Consider the following 25,085-nt stretch of genomic DNA (forward strand, 5'->3'; position numbering starts at 1 on the left):
CGGCAATCTTCATCAAACTGTCACGCAACTGTGGCAGCGCGCTTGAACAAACTTCATCAGACTCGCGCTCTACTGGGGTTCTGCGTTTCGGTGTTTCTTCATGCGTTTATTTTTTCTGTTGGCCGCGCTGTTGTTCGGCCTGCCGTCGATGGCGGCTTCGCGTTGCGACGTCAATGTACCGACTGAACGGGTCGATCTGGCACAGGTGAGCCTGGCGTACCAGAGCATCGGCCGTGCCTCGGATCCGGCGCTGTTGCTGGTCATGGGCCTGGGTGGTCAGTTGATCCATTGGCCGGACGAAGTGGTGGTTGCGCTGTGTCAGCAGGGCTTTCGGGTGATCCGCTACGACAACCGCGATGTCGGCCTGTCGACCTGGCGGCAGGCCCCGGTCGAGGCCAACCTGACCTTTGAAGTGCTGCGCTACAAACTCGGCTTGCCGGTGTCGGCGCCCTATTCGCTGACGGACATGGCCGACGATGCGCTGGGCTTGATGGACGCGTTGCACATCGACCAGTTTCACGTATTGGGCGCGAGCATGGGCGGGATGATCGCCCAGCATCTGGCGGCGATGGCACCGCAGCGGGTAGAGAGTCTGACGCTGATCATGACCAGTTCCGGCGCCGAAGGTTTGCCGGCGCCCAGTGCGGCGCTCGTGCAATTGCTGGCGCGGCGTGGTGCGCCGAATCGCGAGGTGGCGCTGGAGCAGCAGGCCGATCTGCTGGCGGCGCTCGGTAGCCCGGCGGTCACCGATGACCGGCAAGCGTTGCTGCATCAGGCGGCGGTAGCCTACGACCGGGCGTTCAACCCTGAAGGTGTGAAACGGCAGATCATGGCGATACTTGCCGAGCCGAGCCGGGTGGCCTTGCTCAATCAACTGCGGGTGCCGACCCTGGTGGTGCACGGCACGGCCGATCCGCTGTTGCCGGTGATGCACGGCGTGCATCTGGCGGCGCACATTCGTGGCAGTCAGTTGAAGCTGATTCCGGGGCTGGCTCATCGCTTTCAGGAGGCGTTCAAGGCGCCATTGCTGGCGGCGGTTTTGCCGTATTTGCAAGAGCACCGTGAAGACACCTCGCACTGGGCGCAGATCGAGCCGGTGGCAAGCGGCAACCTGCTGTAGCTGAGGTTTTGGCGGTGTTGATTCGGGCCTCTTCGCGAGCAAGCCCGCTCCCACAAGGGGAGCGCATTTCAAATGTGGGAGCGGGCTTGCTCGCGAAGGGGCCATCACTGTCACTCAATGAGTAGGCAGGTGTATCCAGGGCGAGCCGGCAGATCCTGAGTGAAGCCAAGGCTGTGATCAGCTGTGCAGGCGCACCCAGACCGTGACCAGCACGGTCGCCGCGATCAGCCACGCGACCACCGCCACCGCCAGTGAAGCCTCCAGGCGCATGCGGTCAACCATCACGTACAGCGTCGCCAGATAGATGAAGTACGGAATGATCGACCACATGCCGAACACAATCGTCGCCTTCAGATCGTCGATCGAACGACCTTTGCCGACGATGTAGTGGGCGATCAGGGCGAAGGTCGGAAACAGCGGCACCAGTCCGGCGATGTAATAGTTTTTGGTCTTCGACAGCGCGGCGAGGATCAGCACCACCGCCGCGCCGAGTGCTGCTTTGAGTATCAGATCCATCAGTGGCTCAGCCCGTACTTTTTCACTTTGTCGAACAGCGTGGTCTTGGCCATGCCCAGTTCTTGACTGGCCTGGGTCAGGTTGCCGCCACTGCGTTGCAAGGCGTCATTGAGCAGGTTGCGCTCGAAGGCTTCCACCGCTTCGGCGAACGCCAGCCCCTGACCGCCGCTGCTGGCGCCGGACTTCTTGAACGCCGGCAGGCCGAGGGCAAAGCGCTCGGCGACGTTACGCAACTCACGCACGTTGCCCGGCCAGTCGTGGCTCATCAGGTTCGACAGGGTCTGGTTGTCCAGCTCGGGCAATACCCGGTCGAAACGCAGCGCCGACTGCTGGGTGAAGTGTTCGAACAGTTGCAGGATATCTTCACGGCGCTCGCGCAGCGGCGGCAGCTCCAGCGTCACCACGTTGAGGCGGTAGTACAAGTCGCTGCGAAACTCGCCGGCCTTGCTCGCTTCGTCGAGGTCGGATTTGGTCGCCGCAATCACCCGGCAATCCACCGCCACGCTCTGGTTCGAACCGAGGCGTTCGAGGGTGCGTTCCTGCAACACCCGCAGCAGTTTGATCTGCAAGGGCAGGGGCATGCTTTCCACTTCATCGAGGAACAGCGTGCCGCCGTCGGCATGTTCGATCTTGCCGATGCGCCGTTTGCCGGCACCGGTGAAGGCGTTGGCCTCATGACCGAAGATCTCGCTTTCGAAGAGGTTTTCCGGCAGGCCGCCGCAGTTCAGCGCGACGAACTGCTTGGCATGCCGACGACTGAAGTCGTGCAGGCAACGGGCGACCAGTTCCTTGCCGGTGCCGGTCTCGCCTTCGATCAATACGTTGGCCGAGGTGTCGGCGACGTTGGCGATCAGTTCGCGCAGGTTCTGCATGGCTGGCGAGCGCCCGATGATCCGGCCTTCGAGGGAATCGCGTTCGGCCAGTTGCCGACGCAGCGAAGACACTTCCCGGGCGAGGCTGCGTTGTTCCAGTGCGCGACGAGCGACGTCCACCAGGCGCTCCGGCGAGAACGGTTTCTCCATGAAATCGTAGGCGCCTTTCTGCATCGCGCCGACCGCCATGGAGATGTCGCCATGACCGGTGATCAGCACCACCGGCAAACTGCGGTCGCGCGCCTTGAGGCGCGTCAGCAGTTCCAGGCCATCGATGCCGGGCAGGCGAATGTCGCTGATGACGATCCCGGCAAAGTTGTCGCCGACCTGCTCCAGCGCTTCTTCGGCACTGCCGACGCCGATGCAGGGAATGTCTTCCAGGGTCAGCGCCTGCTGGCAGCCGAGCAGCACATGGGGGTCGTCTTCGACGATCAGCACACTAAGGTCGTGGTTCATATTGGCTCGGCAGGAGTAGGGCTTACCAACGGTAAACTGAGGACGAAGGTGGTGCCACCGCTGGCCGGGTGTTCGACACCCAGGTGTCCGCCGGTGGCGGCAGCGAGGCTGGCGGAGAGGGTCAGGCCTAGGCCCAGACCCTGTTCGCCGGGTTTGGTGGTGAAGAACGGCTCGAACAGATGCTTGCGTGCTTCGGCATCGACCCCGTGGCCGTTATCGCGCACCCGCAGGCGATATTTGCCGTTGAACTCTTCGCCTTCCAGCCACAGCTGCGGTGAAGGTTGCGCCTGCATGGCGTCGAGGGCGTTGCCGATCAGGTTGACCAGAATCTGTTCGAGGCGGGTCTGGTCGATCTGCACCTGTACGTCGCTGAACTGCCGGTGCAGTTGCAGCGCCATGCCCTCGACCCGCGCGCCGAGCAGTTGCAGGGCCGCGTCCACCGCTTTGCCGAGACTGGCCTGGCCTTCATTGTCGCCGCGCCGGGCGAACGAGCGCAGGCTGGCGGTGATCCGGCCCATGCGGTCGATCAGGTCGTTGATGGTCTTGAGGTTGGTGCTGGCGACATCGAGCTGGCCGCGTTCCAGAAAGCGAATGGTGTTGCCGGACAGGGTGCGCATCGCCGCCAGCGGCTGGTTCAGTTCGTGGGCGATGCTGGTCGACATCTGGCCGATGGCCGCGAGTTTGCCGGCCTGCACCAGTTCGTCCTGAGCGCGGCGCAAGGTTTCTTCGGCCTGGCGCCGTTCGCGGATCTGGCTCTTCAGCCGTTCGTTGCTGGCGCGCAGATCGCCGGTGCGTTCGGTAATCCGACGCTCCAGTTGATTGTTGGCTTCCTGCAAGGCTTCGCGGGCGGCGAGGCGGGTGGCGATGACCTTGCGCCGCTCGTTCCAGGCGATCAGCAGGAACGCCACCAGCGCGAAGGCCACGGCCACCAGGATGCCCTGATTGATCGCTTCACGACGCAAGTCCTGCAACGGCGTGAGCAGGGTGAAATTCCATGGCGTGTCGCTCAGCGGCCGGGTCTGCGCCAGATAGCTGATGCTGTCGTCATCGGCGCTCAGTTCGCTGTTGGCCGGGAAGGTCAGTTTCTCCACACCGTCGGCCAGGGTTTCGCGGGCCAGCGGTTGCAGTTCGTTGAGCGGGAACCAGTAATACTGCAGGCTGCGCGCGAGCTTCTCTTTGGTTTCATCGCTCAGCGGCACCACCGATTTCAGGCGCCGCGCCGGATCGCTGGAAAGAATGATAATGCCGTTCTCGTCGCTGACGAAGGCTTCCAGGCGGGCGCGTTGCCAGCGCTCTTCCAGCGCTTCGAGGCGCACCTTGACCACGGCGACGCCGATGATCTTGCCGTGTTCTTCCAGACCGTGGGCGAGGTAATAACCGGGTTCGCCGCTGGTGCTGCCGATGCCGTAGAAACGTCCGGGTTCGCCGCGCACGGCGTTCTGGAAATAGGCGCGAAAGGACAGGTCTTCCCCCAGATAACTGTCGACGTCGCGCCAGTTGCTGGTGGCCATGACGCGGCCGGTGGTGTCCATCACGTAGATGGCCCGACTGCGGCTGCGCCGGTTCAGGCCTTCAAGGTAAGCATTGACCGTTTGCCGGTGTTCCGGGGTCGGGTCGGCCAGCAATTGCGGGACACTGGTTTCCAGTTCCAGCAGGCTGGGCAGGTAGGTGTATTTGCTGATCTCGCTTTCAACGGTGCGCGCGTGCAGTTCGAGCTGACGCTGGCCGTTTTCGCTGAGGCTGCGGATGCCGAAATGTTCACTGGTCCAGTAGCCGATGTAACCCAGTCCGATCATCAGGATGATGATCAGCGGCGGCAGGAACAGATGGCGAATCAGACGGGGCTTCACGGCAAGTGATGGCGGCGCTGCGCGATAGAGATTGGGGTCGCATTTCATCACAGTTGCCTTGGGTCAACCACCACACTTATTGGTGAATCCGCGCTGGTTTCGAGGTGGACTCTGTGGCGAGGGGATTTATCCCCGATCGGCTGCGCAGCAGTCGTCAAACCATTGCATGCGGTCTGACTTTGGAATGCTGGGGCCGCTTCGCAGCCCATCGGGGATAAATCCCCTCACCACAGAAGCTCCCTCACCACAGAGTTCAGTCTGTTGCTTTTAGTGCTGCAGGATTTTCTCGAGGAAGTGCTGCGCGCGTTCGGAGCGGGCGCTGATGTCGCCGAAGAACTCCTCTTTCGGACAGTCTTCGATGATCTTGCCGGCGTCCATGAAGATCACGCGGTCAGCCACTTTGCGCGCGAAGCCCATTTCGTGGGTCACGCACATCATGGTCATGCCTTCGTGGGCCAGTTGCACCATCACGTCGAGCACTTCGTTGACCATTTCCGGGTCGAGCGCCGAGGTCGGTTCGTCGAACAGCATGACGATCGGGTCCATCGCCAGCGCACGGGCAATCGCCACACGCTGCTGCTGACCGCCGGACAGTTGCCCCGGGTGCTTATGGGCGTGTGCCGACAGACCGACGCGTTCCAGCAGTTGCAGACCTTTCTTGGTCGCCTCTTCCTTGCTGCGGCCCAGCACCTTGATCTGCGCGATGGTCAGGTTTTCGGTGATGGTCAGGTGCGGGAACAGCTCGAAATGCTGGAACACCATGCCGACGCGCGAACGCAGTTTCGGCAGGTTGGTCTTGGAGTCGGCAATCGAGGTGCCGTCGACGACGATGTCGCCTTTCTGGAACGGCTCCAGCGCGTTGACGCACTTGATCAGGGTCGACTTGCCCGAACCCGACGGACCGCAGACCACGATCACTTCGCCTTTCTTGACCTCGGTGCTGCAATCAGTCAGCACCTGGAAGTCGCCATACCACTTGTTGATGTTCTTGATGGAGATCATACGGCAAACCTTTTTTGCAGACGCTTGACCAGCAGCGAGGCGGAAAAGCTGATGATGAAGTAGACGACACCGGCAAAGATCAGGAACTCGTTGGAACGACCGATGATGTCGCCGCTGGAGCGGGCGGAGTTGAGGAAGTCCACCAGGCCCACGGTGTAGACCAGCGAGGTGTCCTGGAACAGGATGATCGACTGTTGCAGCAGCAACGGGGTCATCTTGCGGAACGCCTGGGGCAGGATGATCAGACGCATGGTCTGGCCATAGGTCATGCCCATCGCCTGGGCCGCGGCCATCTGGCCTTTGGGGATCGACTGCACGCCAGCCCGGACGATCTCACAGAAGTACGCGGCTTCGAACATCATGAAAGCCACGACGCAGGAGGTGAACGCGCCGATCGGGGTGTCTTCGCCGGTGATCCAGCGCAGCACGAACGGCACCGCCAGGTAGAACCAGGTGATCACCAGCAGCAGTGGGATCGAGCGGAAGTAGTTCACGTAGGCGCCGGCGACGCGCGACAGCAGTTTGCTGGACGACAGGCGCATCAGTGCGAGGATCGTCCCCAGCACGATGCCGCCGATCACGCCCATGACCATCAGTTGCAAGGTCATGACCATGCCGTTCCACAGGCCGGGGATCGCGGGGATGATGCCGCTGAAATCGAAGTCCATTATTTACCCCCCACGGAGATCAGGCCGGGCACTGCGACTTTCTTCTCGACCATGCGCATCAGCAACATCAGGCTTATGTTCAGGGTGAAGTAGATCAGCGTGGCCAGGGTGAAGGCTTCAAACAGGTTGGCCGAGAACTCGGCGGTCTGTTTGGTTTGCGCCAGCAGTTCCATCAGGCCGATCAAGGACGCCACGGAGGAGTTCTTGAACACGTTGAGGAATTCCGAGGTCAGCGGTGGAATGATGATGCGGTAGGCCTGGGGCAGCAGCACGTTCCAGTAGATCTGCGGCAGCTTGAAACCCATGGCGCGGGCGGCGGATTCCTGGCCGCGTGGCAACGCCTGGATGCCGGTGCGCACTTGCTCGCAGACCCGGGCGGCGGTGAACAGACCCAGGCATACGACCACGCTCAGGTAGGCCGAGGTGGTCGGGTTCAGATCCTGCTTGTACCAGTCCTGCAGGTTCTGCGGCAGCAGATCGGGCACCAGGAAGTACCAGATGAACAGCTGCACCAGCAGCGGCACGTTGCGAAACAGTTCGACGTAGCAGGTGGCGATGCCCGATACGAGGCGGTTCGGCACCGTGCGCATGACCCCCAGAATGGAGCCCAGCAGCAAGGCGATGATCCATGCCACGATGGCGATGGCAATGGTCCAGCCCAGGCCGGCGATGTACCAGTCGAGATAAGTCTCGCTGCCCACGCCGGTGGACTTGAAGAACACGCCCCAGTCCCAGTTGTAATTCATTAGGGTCTCCCCTCGAAATCGATCGATGTACAAGCACCCGCTTGGGGAAGATCCTTTCCCGTCCGACGTTGAACGCCGGGCACACGCGATCGGCTCGAAAACCGCCAGGTCGAGTGTTCCACTGTAAAACCAGCAGGTAACAGACGCCTGAGGGAGGGTGGCTCCCTCAGGGGATAAGGTTAGTCAGGAATCAGATTTTTACGTCAGGCGCCGGCTTGTCGCTCGGGTTGGCGATCAGTTCCTTGACCTTGTCGCTCATCGGGAAGTTGAGGTTCAGGCCCTTTGGCGGAATCGCGGTTTCGAACCACTTCTTGTAGATCTCGTTGATCTTGCCGGATTTGTACAGGCCGACGATGGCGTCATCCACAGCCTTCTTGAAGGCCGGGTCGTCTTTGCGAACCATGCACGCGTAGGCTTCGAACGATTGCGGAGTACCGGTGATGACCCAGTCGTCCGGCTTCTTGGCCTTGGCTTCTTCGCCGGCCAGCAGGGCGTCGTCCATCATGAAGGCAACGGCGCGGCCGCTTTCCAGCATGTTGAAGGATTCACCGTGGTCCTTGGCGGAGATGATGTTCATGCCCATCTGCTTGTCGGCGTTCATCGCTTTGATGATGCGCTCGGACGTGGTGCCGGCGGTGGTCACGACGTTTTTGCCTTTGAGGTCGGCGAAGTCTTTGTAGGACGGGTTGCCATCCTTGTCTTTCTTGACCAGCAGACGGGTGCCGATTTCGAAGATGTTGACGGTGAAGTCGACTTGCTGGGCGCGCTCGGCGTTATTGGTGGTGGAACCGCACTCGATATCCGCGGTGCCGTTCTGGATCAGCGGGATACGGGTTTGCGAGGTCACCAGGTTGTATTTGACCTGCAGGTCTGGCTTGTTCAGGTCTTTTTTCAGGGCTTCAACGATGGCCACTTGAATGTCGTGGGAGTAGCCCACTGGCTTGCCGGAAGCATCCGCAATGTAGGAAAACGGGATGGAGCTGTCGCGGTGAGCGAGGGTGATGGTGCCGGAATCGTTGATTTTCTTCAGGGTGCCGGTGAGTTCGGCGGCGAAAACTGGAGTGCTGATCAGAGCGGCCGCAATGGCTGCGCCCAGGATATGGGGAACGATGCGCATCAAATTTTCCTCGAATTGTTTTTTTTATGGAGCCAGTTCGTCGGCCCTTTTGTGCTTCGAATGCCTGACGGCTCCTGAAGTGTTGGCACGGCAGGCATTCGTCGAGAGAGTGTAGAGCATGAGTCGTGCCAGAGCAGTCGATAGTGGCTAATGGCTTGATTTATAAGGTGATTAAAGTTTTGTGTCGGTGTTTTTCGATGAAACTGATCCGGTTATCCGAATCGACCGGGAGGTCGCGTTCGGAAATCCGAACGCTCTTTTAATCGCTGCCCTCATATTGATGATCGTTCGAGCCCACATTCCCTTGTGGCGAGGGGATTTATCCCCGATAGGTCGCGAAGCGGCCTTCTTTCAGCGCAAAGGCGAGGACCGCTTCGCAGTCCATCGGGGATAAATCCCCTCGCCACAGGGTTAGTGGCAGGCAAAGTAAGTCACGCAGCAAAAAGCCCCTGAATCTCTCAATTCAGGGGCTTTCGTTTAAGCGATGTTCAAATCACGCCGCTTCAATCTTGCGGTTCTGCTCGACCTTGCCCAGGTAGGCCGCCAGTTTCTCTTGCTCGGCCGGGGTAGTGAACAGGCCCAGTTTGCTGCGACGCCACAGGATGTCGTGCGCCGTGGTGGCCCATTCTTCGCTGCACAGGTAATCGACCTCGCGAGTGTAGAGCCCGCCACCAATGTGTTCGCCCATGTCGGCGAGGGTTTCCACGCCTTCGAGCATGCGCCAGGTGCGGCTGCCGTAGGTGGTGGCCCAGCGGCGGGCGATCTCGGTCGGGACGAAATCGAACTTGTCGCGGATCTGCGCGCTCAAGGCTTGCGGCGTAGTCATGTCTTCGCCGCCGGGCAGGGTCGCGGTGGCGGTCCAGCTCGGGCGCATCTGGGTGAAGTACGGCATCAACTGGGCCATCGCTGACTCGGCGAGTTTGCGGTAGGTGGTCAGTTTGCCGCCGAACACCGACAGCAGCGGTGCTTCTTCGCCACCGCCAGACAATGCCAGGGTGTAATCGCGGGTCACGGCGGACGGGTTGTCGGATTCGTCGTTGCACAGTGGACGCACGCCCGAGTAGCTGTGCTGGATGTCGTCGCGGCTGATCTGCTGCTTGAAGTGCGCGTTGACCACTTTCAGCAGGTAATCGGTTTCGCCGTCGGTGATTGCCACTTTCGCCGGATCGCCGGTGTATTCACGGTCGGTGGTGCCGATCAGGGTGAAGTGGTTCAGGTATGGAATGGTGAAGACGATGCGCTGATCTTCGTTTTGCAGGATGTGCGCGTGATCGCCTTCGTACAGCTTCGGCACGATGATGTGGCTGCCCTGAATCAGGCGGATGCCGTACGGCGATTCCATTTTCAGGTCGTCACGGATGAACTTGGCGACCCACGGGCCGGCGGCGTTCACCAAGGCTTTGGCAGTGATCGAAAACAGGCTGCCGTCGGCGCGTTCCAGATTCAGGTGCCACAGGCCCTTGGCGCGGCGGGCGCTGACGCAACGGGTCTGGGTGTGTACGTGGGCACCTTTTTCCCGGGCGGCCATGGCGTTCAGAACGACGAGGCGGGCGTCATCGACCCAGCAATCGGAGTATTCGAAGCCTTTGGTGATTTCGCTTTTCAATGCGCTGTCGGCACCGAACTTCAGGCTTTTCGAACCTGGCAGCTTTTCACGCTTGCCGAGGTTGTCATAGAGGAACAGACCGGCGCGGATCATCCACGCCGGGCGCAGGTGGGGACGGTGCGGCAGCACGAAACGCATCGGCTTGACGATGTGCGGCGCCTTGGCCAGCAGCACTTCGCGCTCGGCCAGCGCTTCACGCACCAGACGGAATTCGTAATGTTCGAGGTAGCGCAGGCCACCGTGGATCAGCTTGCTGCTGGCCGACGAGGTGTGGCTGGCCAGGTCATCCTTTTCGCAAAGGAACACCGAAAGCCCGCGACCGGCGGCATCCGCTGCGATCCCCACGCCATTGATCCCGCCGCCAATCACGGCAACGTCGTAGATCTCGGAGATAGGGGGCGTACGCAAGGTAGATGTGGACATCGGCTGGCCTCGGGCTCTTTTGATTTTCTGTCTTGGAAATCGAACATAAATGTTCATTTGCGAAAATGGTAGCCCATAAAGACGCGCGCAGCCAGTCGCGTTCGATTGAAAAAACTCATCGAAGGGCGGCTAAAAGAAAATTTTCGAACATTATTGAGTCGAGGGATGCTTTTTGTGGCGAGGGGATTCATCCCCGATGGGCCGCATAGCGGCCCCTCAATCAACTACCGTGGGGTATCAGGCACACCGCATTGGATGGTTTTGGGACTGCTTCGCAGCCCATCGGGGATAAATCCCCTCGCCACATGGGAATGTTGAGGGTTTAAACGACTTCCAGACGAATCTTGTGCTGGCTCAGCAGTTGCGCCAGTGCCGGCACTGGCTGCTGATCGGTCACCAGGCAGTCGATCAGGCTGATCGGACCCAATCGAATCATCGCATTGCGCCCGAACTTGCTCGAGTCCGCCGCCAGAATCACCTGCCGAGCATTGGCAATGATCGCCTGCGACACGCGCACTTCCTGATAATCGAAGTCGAGCAGGCTGCCGTCTTCGTCGATGCCGCTGATACCCACCAGTGCGAAATCGACCTTGAACTGGTTGATGAAGTCCACGCTCGCCTGACCCACCACACCGCCGTCACGGCGCACGTTGCCGCCGGTCAGCAGCACATCGAAATCATCCTTGGCACTGAGCATCGAGGCGACGTGCAGGTTGTTGGTGATGATCTTCAGATGGTTGTGATTGAGCAGGGCGCGGGCAATGGATTCGGTGGTGGTGCCGATGTTGATGAACAGCGAGGCGTGATCGGGGATCTGCGCGGCGATGGCTTCGCCAATGCGTTGTTTTTCGTCGCGCATCTGGTCGGCGCGCATCGCATAGGCGGTGTTTTCGACGCTGGAATCATAGGCCGCGCCGCCATGGTAGCGGCGCAACAGATTGGCTTCCGCGAGCTGATTGATATCGCGGCGGATGGTTTGCGGGGTAACAACGAACAGCGTAGCCATTTCCTCGATGCTCACATAGCCGCGTTCGCGGACCAGCTCGAGGATTTGCTGCTGACGGGGAGGCAGATTCATGGGGCTTCCTTTGGGCTGCCGTGCAAAATTTGCCCATGATGCCGCAGGAATCCGCTCCCGACCAGTTAGTTGCCTATCAGTCTCTGAAGGTTGGCTTATTCAGCGTCTTCACGCGCCCAGTCACGGGTGCGGCTGACGGCTTTTTTCCAGCCTTTGTACAGTTTCTCTTTCTCGACTTCTTCCAGGCTCGGTTCGAACTCACGCTCGATCACGGCCTTGCCGCGCAGTTCGTCGAGGCTGCCCCAGAAACCGCACGCCAGACCGGCCAGATACGCCGCCCCGAGTGCAGTGGTTTCGCGCATTTGCGGACGCTCGACCTGGGTGCCGAGGATGTCGGCCTGGAACTGCATGAGGAAGTTGTTCGCGACCGCGCCGCCGTCCACGCGCAGGGCCTTGAGGCGTTCGCCGGAGTCCTGTTGCATGGCGTCGAGTACGTCGCGGGTCTGGTAGGCGATCGATTCCAGCGCAGCGCGGATGATGTGATCCACGCGCACGCCGCGCGTCAGACCGAACAGTGCACCGCGGGCATACGGGTCCCAGTACGGAGCGCCCAGACCGGTGAAGGCCGGTACCAGGTACACGCCGTTGCTGTCCTTCACTTTATTGGCGAAGTATTCGGTGTCGTGAGCGTCGTTGACGATCTTCAGTTCATCGCGCAGCCACTGCACGGTCGAACCGCCGTTGAACACCGCGCCTTCCAAAGCGTAAGCCACTTCGCCACGCGGGCCGCAAGCGATGGTGGTGAGCATGCCGTGTTGCGATTTCACCGCTTTGTCGCCGGTGTTCATCAGCAGGAAGCAGCCGGTGCCGTAGGTGTTTTTCGCCTGGCCCGGCTCGACGCACATCTGGCCGAACAGTGCCGCTTGCTGGTCACCGGCGATACCGCCGATGGCGATGCCGCTCTTGGTGCGACCATAGATTTCCGAAGAGGCTTTGACTTCCGGGAGCATTTCGCGCGGGATGTCGAGGATTTCCAGCATCTTCGAATCCCACTCCAGCGAATGGATGTTGAAGAGCATGGTGCGCGAGGCGTTGGTGTAGTCGGTGACGTGTACCTTGCCGCCGGTGAATTTCCAGATCAGCCAGCTATCGACGGTGCCGAACAGCAGTTCGCCATTGCGCGCACGCTCGCGGCTGCCTTCGACGTTGTCGAGGATCCACTTCAGCTTGGTGCCGGAGAAGTACGGGTCGGTAACCAGACCGGTGTTGTCGCGGATGTACTCTTCGTGGCCATCGCGCTTGAGCTGCTGGCAGATCTCGGTGCTGCGGCGGCACTGCCAGACGATTGCGTTGTACACCGGACGACCGGTGGTCTTGTCCCAGACCACGGTGGTTTCACGCTGGTTGGTGATACCGATGGCGGCGACCTGATCGTGATGCAGACCGGCCTGTGCCAGTGCTTCAACCATCACCGCGCTCTGGGTCGCAAAGATTTCCATTGGATCGTGCTCGACCCAACCGGCTTGCGGGTAGTGCTGGGCGAATTCGCGCTGGGCGGTGCAGACCACGTTCGCATCGCGGTCGAAAATGATCGCGCGGGAGCTGGTCGTACCCTGATCGAGGGCAATGATGTAGTTCTTATTCTGAATGTCGGTCATGTCGATTGCCTTGGACTAAATAAGGGAGAGTGGGCCGGGGCGCGGGTTCGAAATGGGCAGGAGCCCGCGCCGACTGTTTCAAGAAGTTCTTGGTTTGCCGTCAATGGCCGGTTCTGCATCCTTTGTAGCAGGTGTGGCGCCGGTCAGGTGACGGGCGATGAGCCCGCGATACCCGGCAGCGCCGAGGCAGGCACCGACAATCGGTGCAAAAATCGGAATCAGGAAGTACGGAATATCGCGGCCGCCAGTGAAGGAAATTTCACCCCAGCCGGCGAAGAAAGTCATCAGTTTCGGACCGAAGTCACGCGCCGGGTTCATCGCAAAACCGGTCAGCGGGCCCATCGAGCTGCCGATTACGGCAATCAGCAAACCGATCAGCAGCGGAGCCATCGGGCCTTTCGGCAGACCGTTGTTGTCATCGGTCAGGGCCATGATCACGCCCATCAGGATCGCGGTGATGATCATCTCGACCAGGAATGCCTGAGCGGTGGACAGTACCGGATTGGGGAAGGTCGAGAACACCGAGGCCAACTCAAGGCTGGCAGCGGTGCCACGCACCATGTGGTGAGTTTGTTCGTAATCGAAGAATAAATTGCTGTACAGCGTGTACACCAACAGCGCACCGCAAAACGCGCCGGCGATCTGCGACAGGATATAGAACGGCAGTTTGCGCTTTTCGAAGTCGGCGAAAATGCTCAGGGCAATGCTCACGGCGGGGTTCAGGTGCGCGCCGGAAACCCCGGCGGTCAAGTAGATCGCCATGCTCACGCCGACGCCCCAGATGATGCTGATTTCCCACAGACCGAAGCTGGCGCCCGCGACTTTGAGCGCGGCGACGCAGCCAGTGCCGAAAAAGATCAGAAGTGCAGTCCCCAGAAACTCGGCCAGGCATTGGCCGGAAAGCGATGGTTGCTGTAAAGCAGTTGTCATTGAAAACCTCGATTTTTGTTGTTGTCTGGCGCGTTTGCCGTCAGGGCAAGGCGCGATTTTCCCCGGGGCAGGATCCCCATCCTGTTCCCGGTTTACTGCTGGGTGCTGCGGTGATGATAATTCTTACATTATTCAGATTCGAAAAAATATAGACAAGAAACAAACCTGTCAAAGGTCGAAAGTGAACAATCGGTCACAATTAAACTATCAGCCTGCTGAATGATCCTGCGGAGGACGGGGGCGATAGCCCGGTGATTCACCTGCAACACCCGGAAAACGGGGCCTGCGCTAGAGCCTTTTGCGAGGTGATGGCCTAGAATCCGGCGCAGGATTTTTCTGTTGATGCCGAGCCTGGAGCTGCCATGACCCCTGCGTTGGACTTGTTGAAAAAAGTTCGTGCCGAACATCGCGTGCACAGTTACGAACATGACCCCAAGGCCGCGTCCTATGGGCTGGAGGCCGCCGAGAAACTGGCGCTGGAGCCAGCGCGGGTGTTCAAGACGCTGCTCGCTGCCAGCGAAAAAGGTGAATTGCTGGTGGCGGTGGTGCCGGTCGTCGGAAGTCTTGATCTCAAAGGTCTGGCACACGCGGCGGGCGTCAAGAAAGTCGAAATGGCTGACCCGGCTGCGGCACAGCGATCCACCGGTTACCTGTTGGGCGGCATCAGTCCGCTGGGGCAGAAGAAGCGTCTGCGCACCTTCATCGATAACTCGGCCCAAGGCTTTGCGACTATTTATGTCAGTGCTGGCCGACGTGGCCTGGAAGTCGAATTGGCGCCGGCGGTTCTGGCTGAACACACCCAAGCCAAATTTGCCGACATCGGTCGTGCATGAACTTGCGTTCTGTATGAAGAAAATTGCCCGGTTCTGTCACTGGCGCTGAGCGCAGCGTGGCTGCATGCTCTGCCGACTCACTCAGGGAGAAGGTTATGCAGCTCGAATTTCATCAGGTTGATGCGTTCAGTGATCGGCCGTTCAGTGGCAACCCGGCGATGGTGTATCGGCTCGATGCATGGCTCGCGGACGATTTGATGCAGAAGATCGCTGCCGAACACAATCTGGCAGAAACCGCGTTCGTGGTGCGCGAAGGCGCGGCGTGGCACATCCGCTGGTTCACCCCGACCACCGAGGTGCCGCTGTGCGGGCATGCCACACTGGCCAGCGCCTATGTGTTGTTCGAGGTCTACAAGGAAAATGCCGAGCGACTGGACTTCATCTGCAAGTCCGGGCCGCTTAGCGTCAGCCGCGAGGGCGATCGTCTGTGGCTGGACTTCCCGTCGATTGTGCCGTCAGAAATTGGCGTGACGCTGGATGTCGAGCGTGCGCTGGGCGTCGAGGCGGTGGATGTGCTCGGTTCCAATGAATTGTTTGTGGTGCTGGAGTCGGAGCAGGCAGTGCTCGACTGCACGCCGGACATGATTGCACTGGCAAAACTGCCGTGGCTCGGCGCCATCGTGACCGCGCGCGGCAATCAGCACGATTTCGTCTCGCGCTACTTCGCCCCGGCGATCGGCATCAATGAAGATCCGGTCACTGGATCGACGCATTGCAGCCTGATTCCGTATTGGTCGAAACGTTTGGGCAAATCCAGTTTGACCGCGTGCCAGCGTTCGGCGCGGGGCGGGGAGTTGTTCTGTCGGCTGGAGGGGGAGCGGGTGAAGATCGGCGGGAATGCGACGCTGGTGGCCAGCGGCACGCTGATCCTGGGTTGAACCCAAAACCAAATGTGGGAGCGGGCTTGCTCGCGAATGCGGGGTGTCAGACGACCTCTTCGTTGACTGACACAGCGCATTCGCGAGCAAGCCCGCTCCCACAGTTTTGATCCGGGGCGGATCAGAGGGCGGCGCTGTAGCGGCGGACGCCGTTTTCCACCGCCGGGATTTGTGCCGCGGTACTGCCGCTGGCCTGGAACAGGACGAGGTGTTCGGCGGCGACCCGAATTCCCACCTCCGCACCCACCTGATGGTCGGCATGGCTCGGGAAGATCGATTCCAGCTGCGCACCGGTCGGCAGTTGCAGGCGATACAGGGTCGAGGCACCCAGGAACGTCTTGCCGACGATCCGCGCTTTCAACCCGCTGTCCGGCGCATAAACGATGTCATCCGGACGCAGCAATACATCCACCGCACCGCCCACCGGCCAGGTGTAGGCCCGGTTGCCGCGCAGTTCGCCGAGTTCGGTCTGAACCGATTCCGGGCTGCCGAGCTGGCCGCGGATGAAATAACCCTGACCGATGAAGCTGGCGACAAACGGCGTCGCCGGCTCATGGTAAAGGTTGTAGGGCGTATCCCATTGCTCCAGGCGACCTTCCTTGAATACACCAACATGATCGCTGACGGCGAAGGCTTCTTCCTGATCGTGAGTCACCAGAATCGCGCTGGTGCCACGGGCCTTGAGGATGTCGCGCACTTCGTGGCTGAGCTTGCGCCGCAGTTCGCCATCGAGGTTGGAGAATGGCTCGTCGAGCAGCAGCAATTGCGGCTCCGGCGCCAGTGCCCGGGCTAGGGCGACACGCTGTTGCTGGCCACCCGATAACTCGTGGGGAAAGCGCTTGCCTAGATTCTTCAGATTGACCAGTTCCAGCAGCTCCTCGGTGACGCGCTCCTTGTTCGGGTGCTTGCGGATACCGAAGGCGATGTTGTCTGCAACACTCAGGTGCGGGAACAGCGCGTAATCCTGAAACACCATGCCGATCCGGCGTTTCTCCGGCGCCAGGGTGAAACCGGCGCTGGAAATGGTTTCGCCTCCCAGGGTGATTTCACCTTCGTGCACCGGTTCAAAACCGGCAATCGCGCGCAGGGTGGTGGTCTTGCCGCAGCCGGACGAGCCGAGCAGGCAGCCGATGTCACCGGCGTTGAGGTGCAGATTGAGGTTCTGCACCACGCGTTGATCTTGATAGCCGCAAGCGAGGTTGCGCAGGTTCAGCAGTAATTCATGGCTCATGCGTGGTGATATGCCGGTTCGACGAGGAACTCGAGCAGGGCCTTCTGTGCGTGGAGACGGTTTTCTGCCTGATCCCAGGCGACGGAACGCGGGTCATCAAGCAGGTCGAGGCTGATTTCTTCACCGCGGTGCGCCGGCAGGCAGTGCATGAACAGCACATCTTCGGCCGCCAGATCGAGCAGGGCGCGGTTCACCTGAAACGGAGCGAACAACTTCAGGCGCTTGGCAGTTTCCTCTTCCTGACCCATCGAAGTCCAGACATCGGTGCTCACCAGATGCGCACCGCGCACGGCGTCTTGCGGATCACGGACGATGGTCACGCGATCGCCGGCGCGGGCGACAAATTCCGGATTAGGCTCGTAGCCCTGCGGGCAGGCAACGCGCAACTGGAAGTCGAACTGGATCGCCGCTTCTATATAGCTGTTGCACATGTTGTTGCCGTCGCCGATCCAGGCCACGGTCTTGCCCTGGATCGAGCCACGGTGCTCAAGGAAGGTCTGCATGTCGGCCAGCAACTGGCACGGGTGCAGGTCATCGGACAGGCCGTTGATCACCGGCACGCGCGAGTTGGCGGCGAATTCGGTCAGGGTGCTGTGGGCAAAGGTACGGATCATCACCGCGTCGAGCATGCTCGACATGACGATGGCGCAGTCGCCGATCGGCTCGCCACGGCCCAGCTGGGTGTCGCGTGGCGAGAGGAAGATCGCCTGGCCACCGAGCTGGATCATGCCGGCCTCGAAGGAGATCCGGGTACGGGTCGAGGATTTCTCGAAGATCATCCCCAGGACGCGGTTTTTCAGCGGCTCGAACAGTACGCCGCGGTTACGCAGGTCCTTGAGCTCAACGCCTCGACGGATCACGCTGACCAGCTCTTCGGGCGTGCAATCCATCAGGGAGAGAAAGTGCCTTGCGCTCATCATTGACTACCTTTTTGCTACAGACCGCAGATGCTCAAAGCCTTGTTTAACGGAACAACGGGCGAGACCTGCGGCGTAAGCCGCACGGGGCGACGAAATAGGGGAAGGCGCGATATTGACACTAAATGTCGCGTTACGCCAATAGGCTACGATTTTTGCGGGATTCGGAGAGCGCACTGGATGTTACAGCCGCGCATTTGAAGCCGGGTTCAGGACAGCAGCGAGCCTCTTTGTACACCGGCCTCGCGGGGCTTGGCAATGCGGCGTGGCGGGGATCACGTCGACCAGGTCGGTTTACGAGCGTGGCGCCATGCCATCACTTGGTCGGATGCTCAGACTGAAACATTTGCTAAAGCAAAGTGCTGGGTTATAAATAAGTTTCGAGCGACGCAGGAAGCCTCCGCATGGAATCGAAAGAAAAACTGTTAATGGAACTGCTGGGCCACACAGCTCGCTCACTGACCCATCTCACCGCGTCGGTCACTTCGATGTCTTTCGAGCTGCTGCGCAGCGAGGACGAAGTGGTCAAGACCGCCGGCCGCCACATGATCGATCGCATGGCGACCATCAGTGCCGGGCTCGACGAGCACTGGCGGTTGATCGGCGAACTCACCGGCGTGCATGTCGCCCACGAGCAGATCGAAACCATTCAGGAAATTCAGTTGGCCGCGCCGCCGCAGCTGCCGTCGAACTGAGCATGGCGGTGTATCGGCTCGCCTGATAACCGTCGATTCACAAGACGAACGTCGCTGGCGCAGGATCTGCGCCGGGGCCATAGTTTTGTTCCCGCGGGCCTGATTGCCTGCCCAGAACAAGACAGAGACTGGCCATGACCAAGACTCTCCATCACCGTGCCTGCCACCTGTGCGAAGCCATCTGCGGTCTGACCATCGAGACCACCGAAACCGATGGCAACGTCGCGATCACCTCGATCAAGGGTGACGCGCTTGACACGTTCAGTCGTGGGCACATCTGCCCCAAGGCCGTAGCCCTGCAAGATATCCAGAACGATCCCGACCGTCTGCGCCAGCCGATGCGCCGGGTCGGCAGCGAATGGCTGCCGATCGAGTGGGACGAGGCGTTTGCGCTGGTGGCCGAGCGTCTGGCGGCGATTCAAGAGCGTCACGGGCAGAATGCGGTGGCGGTCTACCAGGGCAACCCGAGCGTGCACAACTATGGGCTGATGACCCACAGCAATTACTTTCTCGGGCTGCTGAAGACGCGCAACCGCTTCTCGGCGACTTCGGTCGATCAGTTGCCGCATCACCTGAGCAGTTACCTGATGTACGGCCACGGTTTGCTGTTGCCGATTCCGGACATCGATCACACCGATTTCATGCTGATCCTCGGCGGCAACCCGCTGGCATCCAACGGCAGCATCATGACCGTGCCGGATGTCGAGAAACGCCTGAAGGCGATTCAGGCCCGCGGCGGCAAAGTGGTGGTGGTCGATCCACGGCGCAGCGAAACGGCAGCTATCGCCGATCAGCACTTGTTTGTGCGGCCGGGTGGCGACGCGGCGCTGTTGTTTGGCTTACTCAATACGCTTTTCAGCGAAGGCCTGACCCGTGACAGTCACTTGCCGGTTGATGGCCTTGATGAAGTGCGCGCAGCCGTCGCCACGTTTACTGCCGAAGCCATGAGCCCGCTTTGCGCCGTGCCAGCCGAGCAGATCCGCCAACTAGCGCGCGATTTCGCGGCGGCACCGAGCGCGGTGTGCTACGGGCGCATGGGCGTTTCGACTCAGGCGTTCGGCACGTTGTGCCACTGGCTGGTGCAGTTGATCAATCTGGTCACCGGCAACCTCGACCGGGTTGGCGGAGCGTTGTGCACCGAGCCTGCGGTGGATCTGGTGGCATCGACCTCGGGCGGGCATTTCAACAAATGGCAAAGCCGGGTCTCCGGGCGACCCGAGTACGGCGGCGAGTTGCCGGTGTCGGCGCTGGCCGAAGAGATGCTCACCGAAGGCGAAGGGCAGATTCGCGCACTGATCACCGTGGCCGGCAATCCGGTATTGTCGACTCCGAACGGCCGGCAACTGGAGCAGGCGCTGGACGGCCTGGAGTTCATGGTCAGTATCGACCTGTACATCAACGAAACCACGCGTTACGCCGATTTGATCCTGCCGTCGACCTCGGCGCTGGAGAACGATCATTACGACACCACGTTCAACCTGTTCGCGGTGCGCAACGTCACTCGCTTCAACCGGGCGATTCTCGCCAAGCCTGAGGGCGCATTGCACGACTGGGAGATCTTCGTCGGCCTGGCCAAGGCGTTTGCCGAGAAGACCGGCAAGGAGCTGAAACCGACGATGCCGCCGGCGAAGATGATCGACATGGGCCTGCGCATGGGCCTGTATGGCGATGCGTCCGAGCAAAAGCTGTCATTGGCGACGTTGTTCGATCATCCGCACGGGATTGATCTTGGGGCGTTGAAGCCTAATCTGGCTGCACGCCTCAAGACGCCAAATCAACGGGTGCAGGCTGCGCCGCCGGAAATTCTCGCTGATCTCGCACGCTTTGCGGCCTTGCAGGCGCCGGCGGCCGATGAGCTGCTGATGATCGGCCGGCGCCATGTGCGCAGCAACAATTCGTGGATGCATAACTACCATCGTCTGGTGAAGGGCAAGCCACGGCATCAATTGCTGATGCACCCGGATGACCTCGCCAGCCGTGGGCTCAACGATGGTCAGTTAGTTCGCGTCAGCTCGCGGGTAGGGCAGATCGAGGTCGAGGTGCTCGGCAGTCTGGACATGATGAAGGGCGTGGTCAGCCTGCCGCACGGTTGGGGACATGCTCGGCCGGGCGTGCAAATGGCAATCGCCAGTGGGCAGCCGGGATCGAGTGCCAACGACCTGACCGATGAATGCCAGCTCGACGAGTTGTCGGGTAACGCCGCGCTCAATGGCGTACCGGTGACGGTGGCGGCGGCCTGAACGTGACCGTCGGGGAGACCGAGCATGGCGCTCGGGATTCCGTTACAATGCGTCACCGTGCCGACCCATGAGTCGGAAAGTTCAGCCGAGGTGCTCCATGGATATCATCGAAACGATTAAAGAGCAGATTGCCAACAACACCATTCTGCTTTACATGAAAGGCTCGCCGAATGCCCCGCAGTGTGGCTTCTCCGCGAAAGCTGCGCAGGCTGTAATGGGCTGTGGCGAGAAGTTCGCCTACGTCGACATCCTGCAGAACCCGGAAATCCGCGCCAATCTGCCAAAGTACGCCAACTGGCCGACTTTCCCGCAACTGTGGGTCGGCGGTGAGCTGGTCGGCGGTAGCGACATCATGGCTGAAATGTTCGCCAACGGTGAGCTGCAGACTCTGGTCAAGGAAGCATCGGCCAAGGCTGCTGCGACCAAGTCCGAAGCCTGATCCGGTTTTTGTGGGAGCGAGCAAGCTCGCTCCCACAGGGATCTGCATCTGATTCGGGATTTGCCAATAAAAAGCCCCGCACCTCGAAAGAGGGCGGGGCTTTTTAGTGTCGCGAATTCAGCGGGCGCTTATTTACTCTTCGCCCATCTGCGATTGCAGATAGTTCTCAAGACCGACTTTATCGATCAGGCCCAGTTGGGTTTCCAGCCAGTCGATATGCTCTTCTTCGGATTCGAGAATGTCTTCGAGCAGTTCACGGCTGCCAAAGTCGCCAACCGATTCGCAATGGGCGATGGCGGCTTTCAGATCGGCGTGGCCGGTCTTCTCGATACGCAGGTCACATTCCAGCATCTCCTGGGTGTGCTCGCCGATGTGCAGCTTGCCCAGATCCTGCACGTTCGGCAGGCCTTCGAGGAACAGAATGCGCTTGATCAGCTTGTCCGCGTGTTTCATCTCGTCGATGGATTCGTGGTACTCGTGCTTGCCCAGCTTGTTCAGGCCCCAATCTTCATACATGCGTGCATGCAGGAAGTACTGATTGATCGCGACCAGTTCATTGGCAAGGATCTTGTTGAGATGCTGGATGACTGTAATGTCGCCTTTCATGATGGGAGTCCTGCCCTGTATTAGCTGTATATAAGGCGGAGTTTGAGCTTGGTACTTATAAGTGTCAAACCTAAGTTATTGAATAATAAATGAAATTAAATCTGAATAAGAATGTTTGTGTTCCGCGTCTAGCGCCTAAGCGCTTGATTTGCGGGCATAAAAAAACCGGACATATGTCCGGTTTTTTGAAATAGGGGGTAATTATGCCGCCGTAAATTCTACAGGGTAGGGGATCGCAGCCTGAGCGGTTTGCAGCTTGGTCAGGGTTTCGCGAACCACTTCCTTGGCAAGGCACGCACATTTGCCGCATTGGCTGGCGACGCCGGTGGCCTGGCGGACTTCTTTGTAGCTGCAGCAACCTTCATAGATCGCTTCGCGGATTTGTCCGTCGGTGACGCCAGTGCAGAGACAAACATACATAAGTGAGAACCGTCGCTGGTTGTGACTCAATTGCGATGGATCTTAATGTTAACGAGAATGATTGTCAAAGTGCTTTCTGAATGGTTTTCGATCGAAAGGCCGGTCACTGACGAACGGTGATTAATGGCGAATTGCCTGGCCCCGAAAATGCTGGTCCGTTATCCGCCTTGGGCAAAAAACCGTTAAGGACAGGCGAAAAACGCAGTGTATGATGGTCGGCCCTTGCGAAGAGGGTTCGTGTCACAGGGCTGTCGCCTCAAGGTGGCAGGCTGGCCCGGGCCCTGAACTTCAAGTTATTCACCAGGAGATATCCATGAGCGTACTCGTAGGCAAACAAGCCCCAGACTTCACCGTCCCGGCCGTACTCGGCAATGGCGAGATCGTTGACAGCTTCACCCTGTCCTCGGCCATCAAAGGCAAATACGGCCTGGTGTTCTTCTACCCACTGGACTTCACCTTCGTCTGCCCGTCCGAGCTGATCGCTCTGGACAACCGCATGGCCGACTTCAAGGCGCGCAACGTGGAAGTGGTTGCCGTGTCGATCGACTCGCACTTCACCCACAACGCCTGGCGCAACACTCCGGTCAACAATGGCGGCATCGGCCAGGTGAAATACACCATGGCTGCCGACATGAAGCACGAAATCGCCAAGGCCTACGACGTTGAGTCCGAAGGCGGCGTGGCTTTCCGTGGCGCGTTCCTGATCGACGACAAGGGCGTTGTCCGCTCGCAGATCATCAACGACCTGCCGCTGGGCCGTAACATGGAAGAGCTGATCCGTCTGGTCGACGCGCTGCAATTCCACGAAGAGCACGGCGAAGTCTGTCCTGCCAACTGGAAAAAAGGCGACAAAGGCATGAACGCTTCGCCAGAAGGCGTTGCGGCTTACCTGACCGAGAACGCTGCTGCCCTGTAAGGCGCAACGTCGCGGTACAAAAAAACCGGCCCATGTGGCCGGTTTTTTTATGCGCGGGAAATACCCGACGAGGATCAGTCGTCGAAGTCTTCCCAGCCGCCCATCTGTTTCCAGCGGTTGACGATGCCGCAGAACAGCTCGGCGGTCTTCTCGGTGTCGTAACGCGCCGAATGCGCTTCACGGCCGTCGAAGTCGATGTCCGCTGCCTGACAGGCCTTGGCCAGCACGGTTTGACCGTAAGCCAGACCGGCCAGCGTCGCGGTATCGAAGCTGGAGAACGGGTGGAACGGGTTGCGCTTCATGTCCAGACGCGCAACCGCAGCATTCAGGAAGCCGAGGTCGAAGCTGCTGTTGTGGCCGACCAGAATCGCGCGCTTGCAGCCGTTGGCCTTCAGCGCTTTGCGGATGCCACGGAAGATGTCGGTCAGCGCAGTTTCTTCGCTGACCGCCATGCGCAGCGGGTGATCGAGCTTGATCCCGGTGAATTCCAGCGCTGCCGCTTCGATGTTGGCACCTTCGAACGGTTCGACGCGGAAGAAGTAGGTGTGGTCTGGGTAAACGAAACCCTTTTCGTCCATGGCGATGGTGGTCGCGGCAATCTCAAGCAGAGCGTCGGTGGCCGAATTGAAGCCACCGGTCTCTACGTCGACGACAACCGGCAGGTAACCGCGAAAACGCGCTGCCATTGGGTGACGGGAACCGCCGCCGCCACCTTGACCGTCCAGTTCGTCGTCGAAATGGTCTTCACTCACGCGTGTTCCTCCAGCAGGCGCCAGCGCAGTTTTTCACCGGCGCGCAGCGGGATAACGTTCAGCTCGCCAAATGGCAGGCTGGTCGGGGCGGTCCATTCTTCGCGAACCAGGGTGATGCGATCGGTGTTGGTCGGCAGGCCGTAGAAGCGTGGGCCGTTGAGGCTGGCGAACGCTTCGAGCTTGTCCAGCGCGTTGCGCTGTTCGAACGCTTCGGCATACAGCTCGATGGCGGCGTACGCGGTGTAGCAGCCGGCGCAGCCGCAGGCGGCTTCCTTGGCGTGCTGGGCGTGCGGCGCCGAGTCGGTACCGAGGAAGAACTTCGCGCTGCCGCTGGTGGCGGCGTCGAGCAGGGCTTCCTGATGGGTATTACGTTTGAGGATCGGCAGGCAATAGAAGTGCGGCCGAATCCCGCCCACCAGCATGTGGTTGCGGTTGTACAGCAGGTGATGCGCGGTGATGGTGGCGCCGACGTTGGCCGAAGCCTCGTTGACGAACTGCACCGCGTCGCCGGTGGTGATGTGTTCGAACACCACTTTGAGCGTCGGGAAACGCTCGACCACACGGCGCATGTGCTCATCGATGAAGATCTTTTCGCGGTCGAAGACGTCGACATCGCCACGGGTGACCTCGCCGTGGATCAGCAGCGGCATGCCGACTTCGGCCATGGCTTCCAGCGCCGGGAAGATCTTGTCGATGCTGGTCACGCCGGAATCGGAGTTGGTGGTGGCGCCGGCCGGGTACAGTTTGGCGGCGTGCACGAAACCGCTGGCCTTGGCCTCACGAATTTCTTCAGGCTGGGTGCGGTCGGTGAGGTACAGCACCATCAGCGGTTCGAAGCGACTGCCGGCCGGGCGGGCAGCGAGAATCCGCTGGCGATAGCCGTCGGCTTCAGCGGCGTTGCGCACCGGTGGTACCAGGTTGGGCATGATGATGGCGCGGCCAAAGGTGCGCGCAACATCGGCAACGGTATTGGTCAACACGGCACCATCGCGAAGATGAATGTGCCAGTCGTCGGGACGCAGCAGGGTCAGGCGGTCGGACATGAGGGGATTCCAGGCGGGTCAAACTGAGGGGAATGCTACCGGAAAAGACTCTTGCAGGCACCCGCTATCAAGTTTTGCAGGAACCTTCCGATATCCCGTAGGTATGCCGTAAACATAGTGTGAATCGGTCTTT

General features: G+C 60.2%; 24 protein-coding genes. 7 read left to right on the forward strand and 17 right to left on the reverse strand.

Annotated features, from left to right (window positions below):
• Positions 1–100: 100 nt before the first annotated feature.
• The gene (locus HDC30_RS16230) at positions 101–1,120 is read left to right on the forward strand and encodes an alpha/beta fold hydrolase (RefSeq protein WP_027612081.1); all 1,020 of its coding nucleotides are present in this window, start codon (positions 101–103) and stop codon (positions 1,118–1,120) included.
• 177 nt (positions 1,121–1,297) lie between these two features.
• On the opposite strand, the gene HDC30_RS16235 is transcribed toward HDC30_RS16230, so the two are convergent.
• The 11 genes from HDC30_RS16235 to HDC30_RS16285 form a co-directional block, all read right to left on the reverse strand.
• Complete coding sequence (locus tag HDC30_RS16235) at positions 1,298–1,627, reverse strand: GlpM family protein (RefSeq protein WP_178083237.1); 330 nt, start codon at positions 1,625–1,627, stop codon at positions 1,298–1,300.
• A gap of 8 nt (positions 1,628–1,635) precedes the next feature.
• Complete coding sequence (locus HDC30_RS16240) at positions 1,636–2,964, reverse strand: sigma-54 dependent transcriptional regulator (RefSeq protein WP_183783991.1); 1,329 nt, start codon at positions 2,962–2,964, stop codon at positions 1,636–1,638.
• Positions 2,961–4,862 carry a sensor histidine kinase gene (locus tag HDC30_RS16245; RefSeq protein ID WP_183783993.1) on the reverse strand — a complete coding sequence of 634 codons (1,902 nt, stop codon included), beginning with the start codon at positions 4,860–4,862 and terminating at the stop codon, positions 2,961–2,963. Before HDC30_RS16245 ends, HDC30_RS16240 begins: the two co-directional genes overlap by 4 nt.
• Positions 4,863–5,081: 219 nt before the next feature.
• Positions 5,082–5,816 (reverse strand): amino acid ABC transporter ATP-binding protein, encoded by a 735-nt coding sequence (locus tag HDC30_RS16250; RefSeq protein ID WP_007963947.1) that lies wholly within the window; start codon positions 5,814–5,816, stop codon positions 5,082–5,084.
• Positions 5,813–6,484, reverse strand: a complete 672-nt coding sequence (locus HDC30_RS16255; RefSeq protein ID WP_007963949.1) for an amino acid ABC transporter permease — start codon at positions 6,482–6,484, stop codon at positions 5,813–5,815. Before HDC30_RS16255 ends, HDC30_RS16250 begins: the two co-directional genes overlap by 4 nt.
• Positions 6,484–7,230, reverse strand: coding sequence for an amino acid ABC transporter permease (locus HDC30_RS16260; protein WP_183783995.1), 747 nt, complete (start codon positions 7,228–7,230; stop codon positions 6,484–6,486). Before HDC30_RS16260 ends, HDC30_RS16255 begins: the two co-directional genes overlap by 1 nt.
• A gap of 190 nt (positions 7,231–7,420) precedes the next feature.
• Positions 7,421–8,347: a glutamate/aspartate ABC transporter substrate-binding protein gene (locus HDC30_RS16265; protein ID WP_027612076.1), complete on the reverse strand. Its 927-nt coding sequence runs from the start codon at positions 8,345–8,347 to the stop codon at positions 7,421–7,423.
• Between the two features lie 493 nt (positions 8,348–8,840).
• On the reverse strand, positions 8,841–10,376 hold the full coding sequence (gene glpD / locus HDC30_RS16270) for a glycerol-3-phosphate dehydrogenase (RefSeq protein WP_115988991.1): 1,536 nt from the start codon (positions 10,374–10,376) through the stop codon (positions 8,841–8,843).
• Positions 10,377–10,698: 322 nt separating this feature from the next.
• Complete coding sequence (locus tag HDC30_RS16275) at positions 10,699–11,454, reverse strand: DeoR/GlpR family transcriptional regulator (protein WP_007916700.1); 756 nt, start codon at positions 11,452–11,454, stop codon at positions 10,699–10,701.
• A gap of 95 nt (positions 11,455–11,549) precedes the next feature.
• Positions 11,550–13,052, reverse strand: coding sequence for a glycerol kinase GlpK (glpK, locus tag HDC30_RS16280; RefSeq protein WP_095136946.1), 1,503 nt, complete (start codon positions 13,050–13,052; stop codon positions 11,550–11,552).
• A 78-nt stretch (positions 13,053–13,130) separates the two neighbouring features.
• The gene (locus HDC30_RS16285) at positions 13,131–13,982 is read right to left on the reverse strand and encodes an MIP/aquaporin family protein (protein ID WP_027612073.1); all 852 of its coding nucleotides are present in this window, start codon (positions 13,980–13,982) and stop codon (positions 13,131–13,133) included.
• Between the two features lie 362 nt (positions 13,983–14,344).
• Between HDC30_RS16285 and ybaK the strand changes: the two genes are divergently transcribed.
• Both ybaK and HDC30_RS16295 read left to right on the forward strand, forming a co-directional pair.
• Entirely contained in the window at positions 14,345–14,815 is a 471-nt protein-coding gene (gene ybaK / locus HDC30_RS16290) for a Cys-tRNA(Pro) deacylase (RefSeq protein WP_097086054.1), read from the forward strand.
• 95 nt (positions 14,816–14,910) lie between these two features.
• Positions 14,911–15,693, forward strand: coding sequence for a PhzF family phenazine biosynthesis protein (locus HDC30_RS16295; protein ID WP_027612072.1), 783 nt, complete (start codon positions 14,911–14,913; stop codon positions 15,691–15,693).
• Positions 15,694–15,814: 121 nt separating this feature from the next.
• On the opposite strand, the gene HDC30_RS16300 is transcribed toward HDC30_RS16295, so the two are convergent.
• Together HDC30_RS16300 and argF are read right to left on the reverse strand one after the other, a co-directional pair.
• The gene (locus HDC30_RS16300) at positions 15,815–16,924 is read right to left on the reverse strand and encodes an ABC transporter ATP-binding protein (protein ID WP_096795147.1); all 1,110 of its coding nucleotides are present in this window, start codon (positions 16,922–16,924) and stop codon (positions 15,815–15,817) included.
• Positions 16,921–17,841: an ornithine carbamoyltransferase gene (gene argF, locus HDC30_RS16305; protein ID WP_095136949.1), complete on the reverse strand. Its 921-nt coding sequence runs from the start codon at positions 17,839–17,841 to the stop codon at positions 16,921–16,923. Before argF ends, HDC30_RS16300 begins: the two co-directional genes overlap by 4 nt.
• Positions 17,842–18,245: 404 nt before the next feature.
• Here argF and HDC30_RS16310 point away from each other — a divergent pair, with 404 nt between their 5' ends.
• The 3 genes from HDC30_RS16310 to grxD all read left to right on the forward strand — a co-directional run bounded on the left by HDC30_RS16310 (position 18,246) and on the right by grxD (position 21,215).
• Positions 18,246–18,536 carry a hypothetical protein gene (locus tag HDC30_RS16310; RefSeq protein WP_027612069.1) on the forward strand — a complete coding sequence of 97 codons (291 nt, stop codon included), beginning with the start codon at positions 18,246–18,248 and terminating at the stop codon, positions 18,534–18,536.
• Positions 18,537–18,670: 134 nt separating this feature from the next.
• Positions 18,671–20,776 carry a molybdopterin oxidoreductase family protein gene (locus HDC30_RS16315; protein ID WP_183783997.1) on the forward strand — a complete coding sequence of 702 codons (2,106 nt, stop codon included), beginning with the start codon at positions 18,671–18,673 and terminating at the stop codon, positions 20,774–20,776.
• A 97-nt stretch (positions 20,777–20,873) separates the two neighbouring features.
• A complete protein-coding gene (gene grxD / locus HDC30_RS16320) occupies positions 20,874–21,215 on the forward strand; it encodes a Grx4 family monothiol glutaredoxin (RefSeq protein WP_183783999.1) in 342 nt (113 codons plus the stop codon).
• 132 nt (positions 21,216–21,347) lie between these two features.
• Here the strand turns inward: grxD and bfr are convergent, their stop codons facing one another.
• Positions 21,348–21,821 (reverse strand): bacterioferritin, encoded by a 474-nt coding sequence (bfr, locus tag HDC30_RS16325; protein WP_003227727.1) that lies wholly within the window; start codon positions 21,819–21,821, stop codon positions 21,348–21,350.
• Between the two features lie 201 nt (positions 21,822–22,022).
• Positions 22,023–22,241 carry a bacterioferritin-associated ferredoxin gene (locus HDC30_RS16330; RefSeq protein WP_003227725.1) on the reverse strand — a complete coding sequence of 73 codons (219 nt, stop codon included), beginning with the start codon at positions 22,239–22,241 and terminating at the stop codon, positions 22,023–22,025.
• A gap of 313 nt (positions 22,242–22,554) precedes the next feature.
• Between HDC30_RS16330 and HDC30_RS16335 the strand changes: the two genes are divergently transcribed.
• Positions 22,555–23,157 (forward strand): peroxiredoxin, encoded by a 603-nt coding sequence (locus tag HDC30_RS16335; RefSeq protein ID WP_007963972.1) that lies wholly within the window; start codon positions 22,555–22,557, stop codon positions 23,155–23,157.
• A gap of 74 nt (positions 23,158–23,231) precedes the next feature.
• Here HDC30_RS16335 and rnt read toward each other — a convergent pair whose 3' ends face one another.
• Complete coding sequence (gene rnt, locus HDC30_RS16340) at positions 23,232–23,909, reverse strand: ribonuclease T (RefSeq protein WP_007963973.1); 678 nt, start codon at positions 23,907–23,909, stop codon at positions 23,232–23,234.
• A complete protein-coding gene (gene pyrC / locus HDC30_RS16345; protein ID WP_095136952.1) occupies positions 23,906–24,952 on the reverse strand; it encodes a dihydroorotase in 1,047 nt (348 codons plus the stop codon). The genes rnt and pyrC overlap by 4 nt, the downstream gene beginning before the upstream one ends.
• Between the last annotated feature and the right edge of the window lie 133 nt (positions 24,953–25,085).

The sequence above is a fragment of the Pseudomonas sp. JAI115 genome, from assembly GCF_014200835.1.
Lineage (GTDB): Bacteria > Pseudomonadota > Gammaproteobacteria > Pseudomonadales > Pseudomonadaceae > Aquipseudomonas > Aquipseudomonas putida_A.

What these genes read in the sequence shown, in the direction of transcription:
- HDC30_RS16265 (WP_027612076.1), bottom strand. Translation starts at nt 8,347, where the DNA reads ATGCGCATCGTTCCCCATATCCTGGGCGCAGCCATTGCGGCCGCTCTG.
- HDC30_RS16285 (WP_027612073.1), bottom strand. Translation starts at nt 13,982, where the DNA reads ATGACAACTGCTTTACAGCAACCATCGCTTTCCGGCCAATGCCTGGCC.
- glpD (WP_115988991.1), bottom strand. Translation starts at nt 10,376, where the DNA reads ATGTCCACATCTACCTTGCGTACGCCCCCTATCTCCGAGATCTACGAC.
- HDC30_RS16240 (WP_183783991.1), bottom strand. Translation starts at nt 2,964, where the DNA reads ATGAACCACGACCTTAGTGTGCTGATCGTCGAAGACGACCCCCATGTG.
- HDC30_RS16335 (WP_007963972.1), top strand. Translation starts at nt 22,555, where the DNA reads ATGAGCGTACTCGTAGGCAAACAAGCCCCAGACTTCACCGTCCCGGCC.
- grxD (WP_183783999.1), top strand. Translation starts at nt 20,874, where the DNA reads ATGGATATCATCGAAACGATTAAAGAGCAGATTGCCAACAACACCATT.
- HDC30_RS16255 (WP_007963949.1), bottom strand. Translation starts at nt 6,484, where the DNA reads ATGGACTTCGATTTCAGCGGCATCATCCCCGCGATCCCCGGCCTGTGG.
- bfr (WP_003227727.1), bottom strand. Translation starts at nt 21,821, where the DNA reads ATGAAAGGCGACATTACAGTCATCCAGCATCTCAACAAGATCCTTGCC.
- HDC30_RS16300 (WP_096795147.1), bottom strand. Translation starts at nt 16,924, where the DNA reads ATGAGCCATGAATTACTGCTGAACCTGCGCAACCTCGCTTGCGGCTAT.
- glpK (WP_095136946.1), bottom strand. Translation starts at nt 13,052, where the DNA reads ATGACCGACATTCAGAATAAGAACTACATCATTGCCCTCGATCAGGGT.
- pyrC (WP_095136952.1), bottom strand. Translation starts at nt 24,952, where the DNA reads ATGTCCGACCGCCTGACCCTGCTGCGTCCCGACGACTGGCACATTCAT.
- HDC30_RS16245 (WP_183783993.1), bottom strand. Translation starts at nt 4,862, where the DNA reads ATGAAATGCGACCCCAATCTCTATCGCGCAGCGCCGCCATCACTTGCC.
- HDC30_RS16295 (WP_027612072.1), top strand. Translation starts at nt 14,911, where the DNA reads ATGCAGCTCGAATTTCATCAGGTTGATGCGTTCAGTGATCGGCCGTTC.
- ybaK (WP_097086054.1), top strand. Translation starts at nt 14,345, where the DNA reads ATGACCCCTGCGTTGGACTTGTTGAAAAAAGTTCGTGCCGAACATCGC.
- argF (WP_095136949.1), bottom strand. Translation starts at nt 17,841, where the DNA reads ATGAGCGCAAGGCACTTTCTCTCCCTGATGGATTGCACGCCCGAAGAG.
- HDC30_RS16230 (WP_027612081.1), top strand. Translation starts at nt 101, where the DNA reads ATGCGTTTATTTTTTCTGTTGGCCGCGCTGTTGTTCGGCCTGCCGTCG.
- HDC30_RS16275 (WP_007916700.1), bottom strand. Translation starts at nt 11,454, where the DNA reads ATGAATCTGCCTCCCCGTCAGCAGCAAATCCTCGAGCTGGTCCGCGAA.
- HDC30_RS16315 (WP_183783997.1), top strand. Translation starts at nt 18,671, where the DNA reads ATGACCAAGACTCTCCATCACCGTGCCTGCCACCTGTGCGAAGCCATC.
- HDC30_RS16250 (WP_007963947.1), bottom strand. Translation starts at nt 5,816, where the DNA reads ATGATCTCCATCAAGAACATCAACAAGTGGTATGGCGACTTCCAGGTG.
- HDC30_RS16330 (WP_003227725.1), bottom strand. Translation starts at nt 22,241, where the DNA reads ATGTATGTTTGTCTCTGCACTGGCGTCACCGACGGACAAATCCGCGAA.
- HDC30_RS16260 (WP_183783995.1), bottom strand. Translation starts at nt 7,230, where the DNA reads ATGAATTACAACTGGGACTGGGGCGTGTTCTTCAAGTCCACCGGCGTG.
- HDC30_RS16310 (WP_027612069.1), top strand. Translation starts at nt 18,246, where the DNA reads ATGGAATCGAAAGAAAAACTGTTAATGGAACTGCTGGGCCACACAGCT.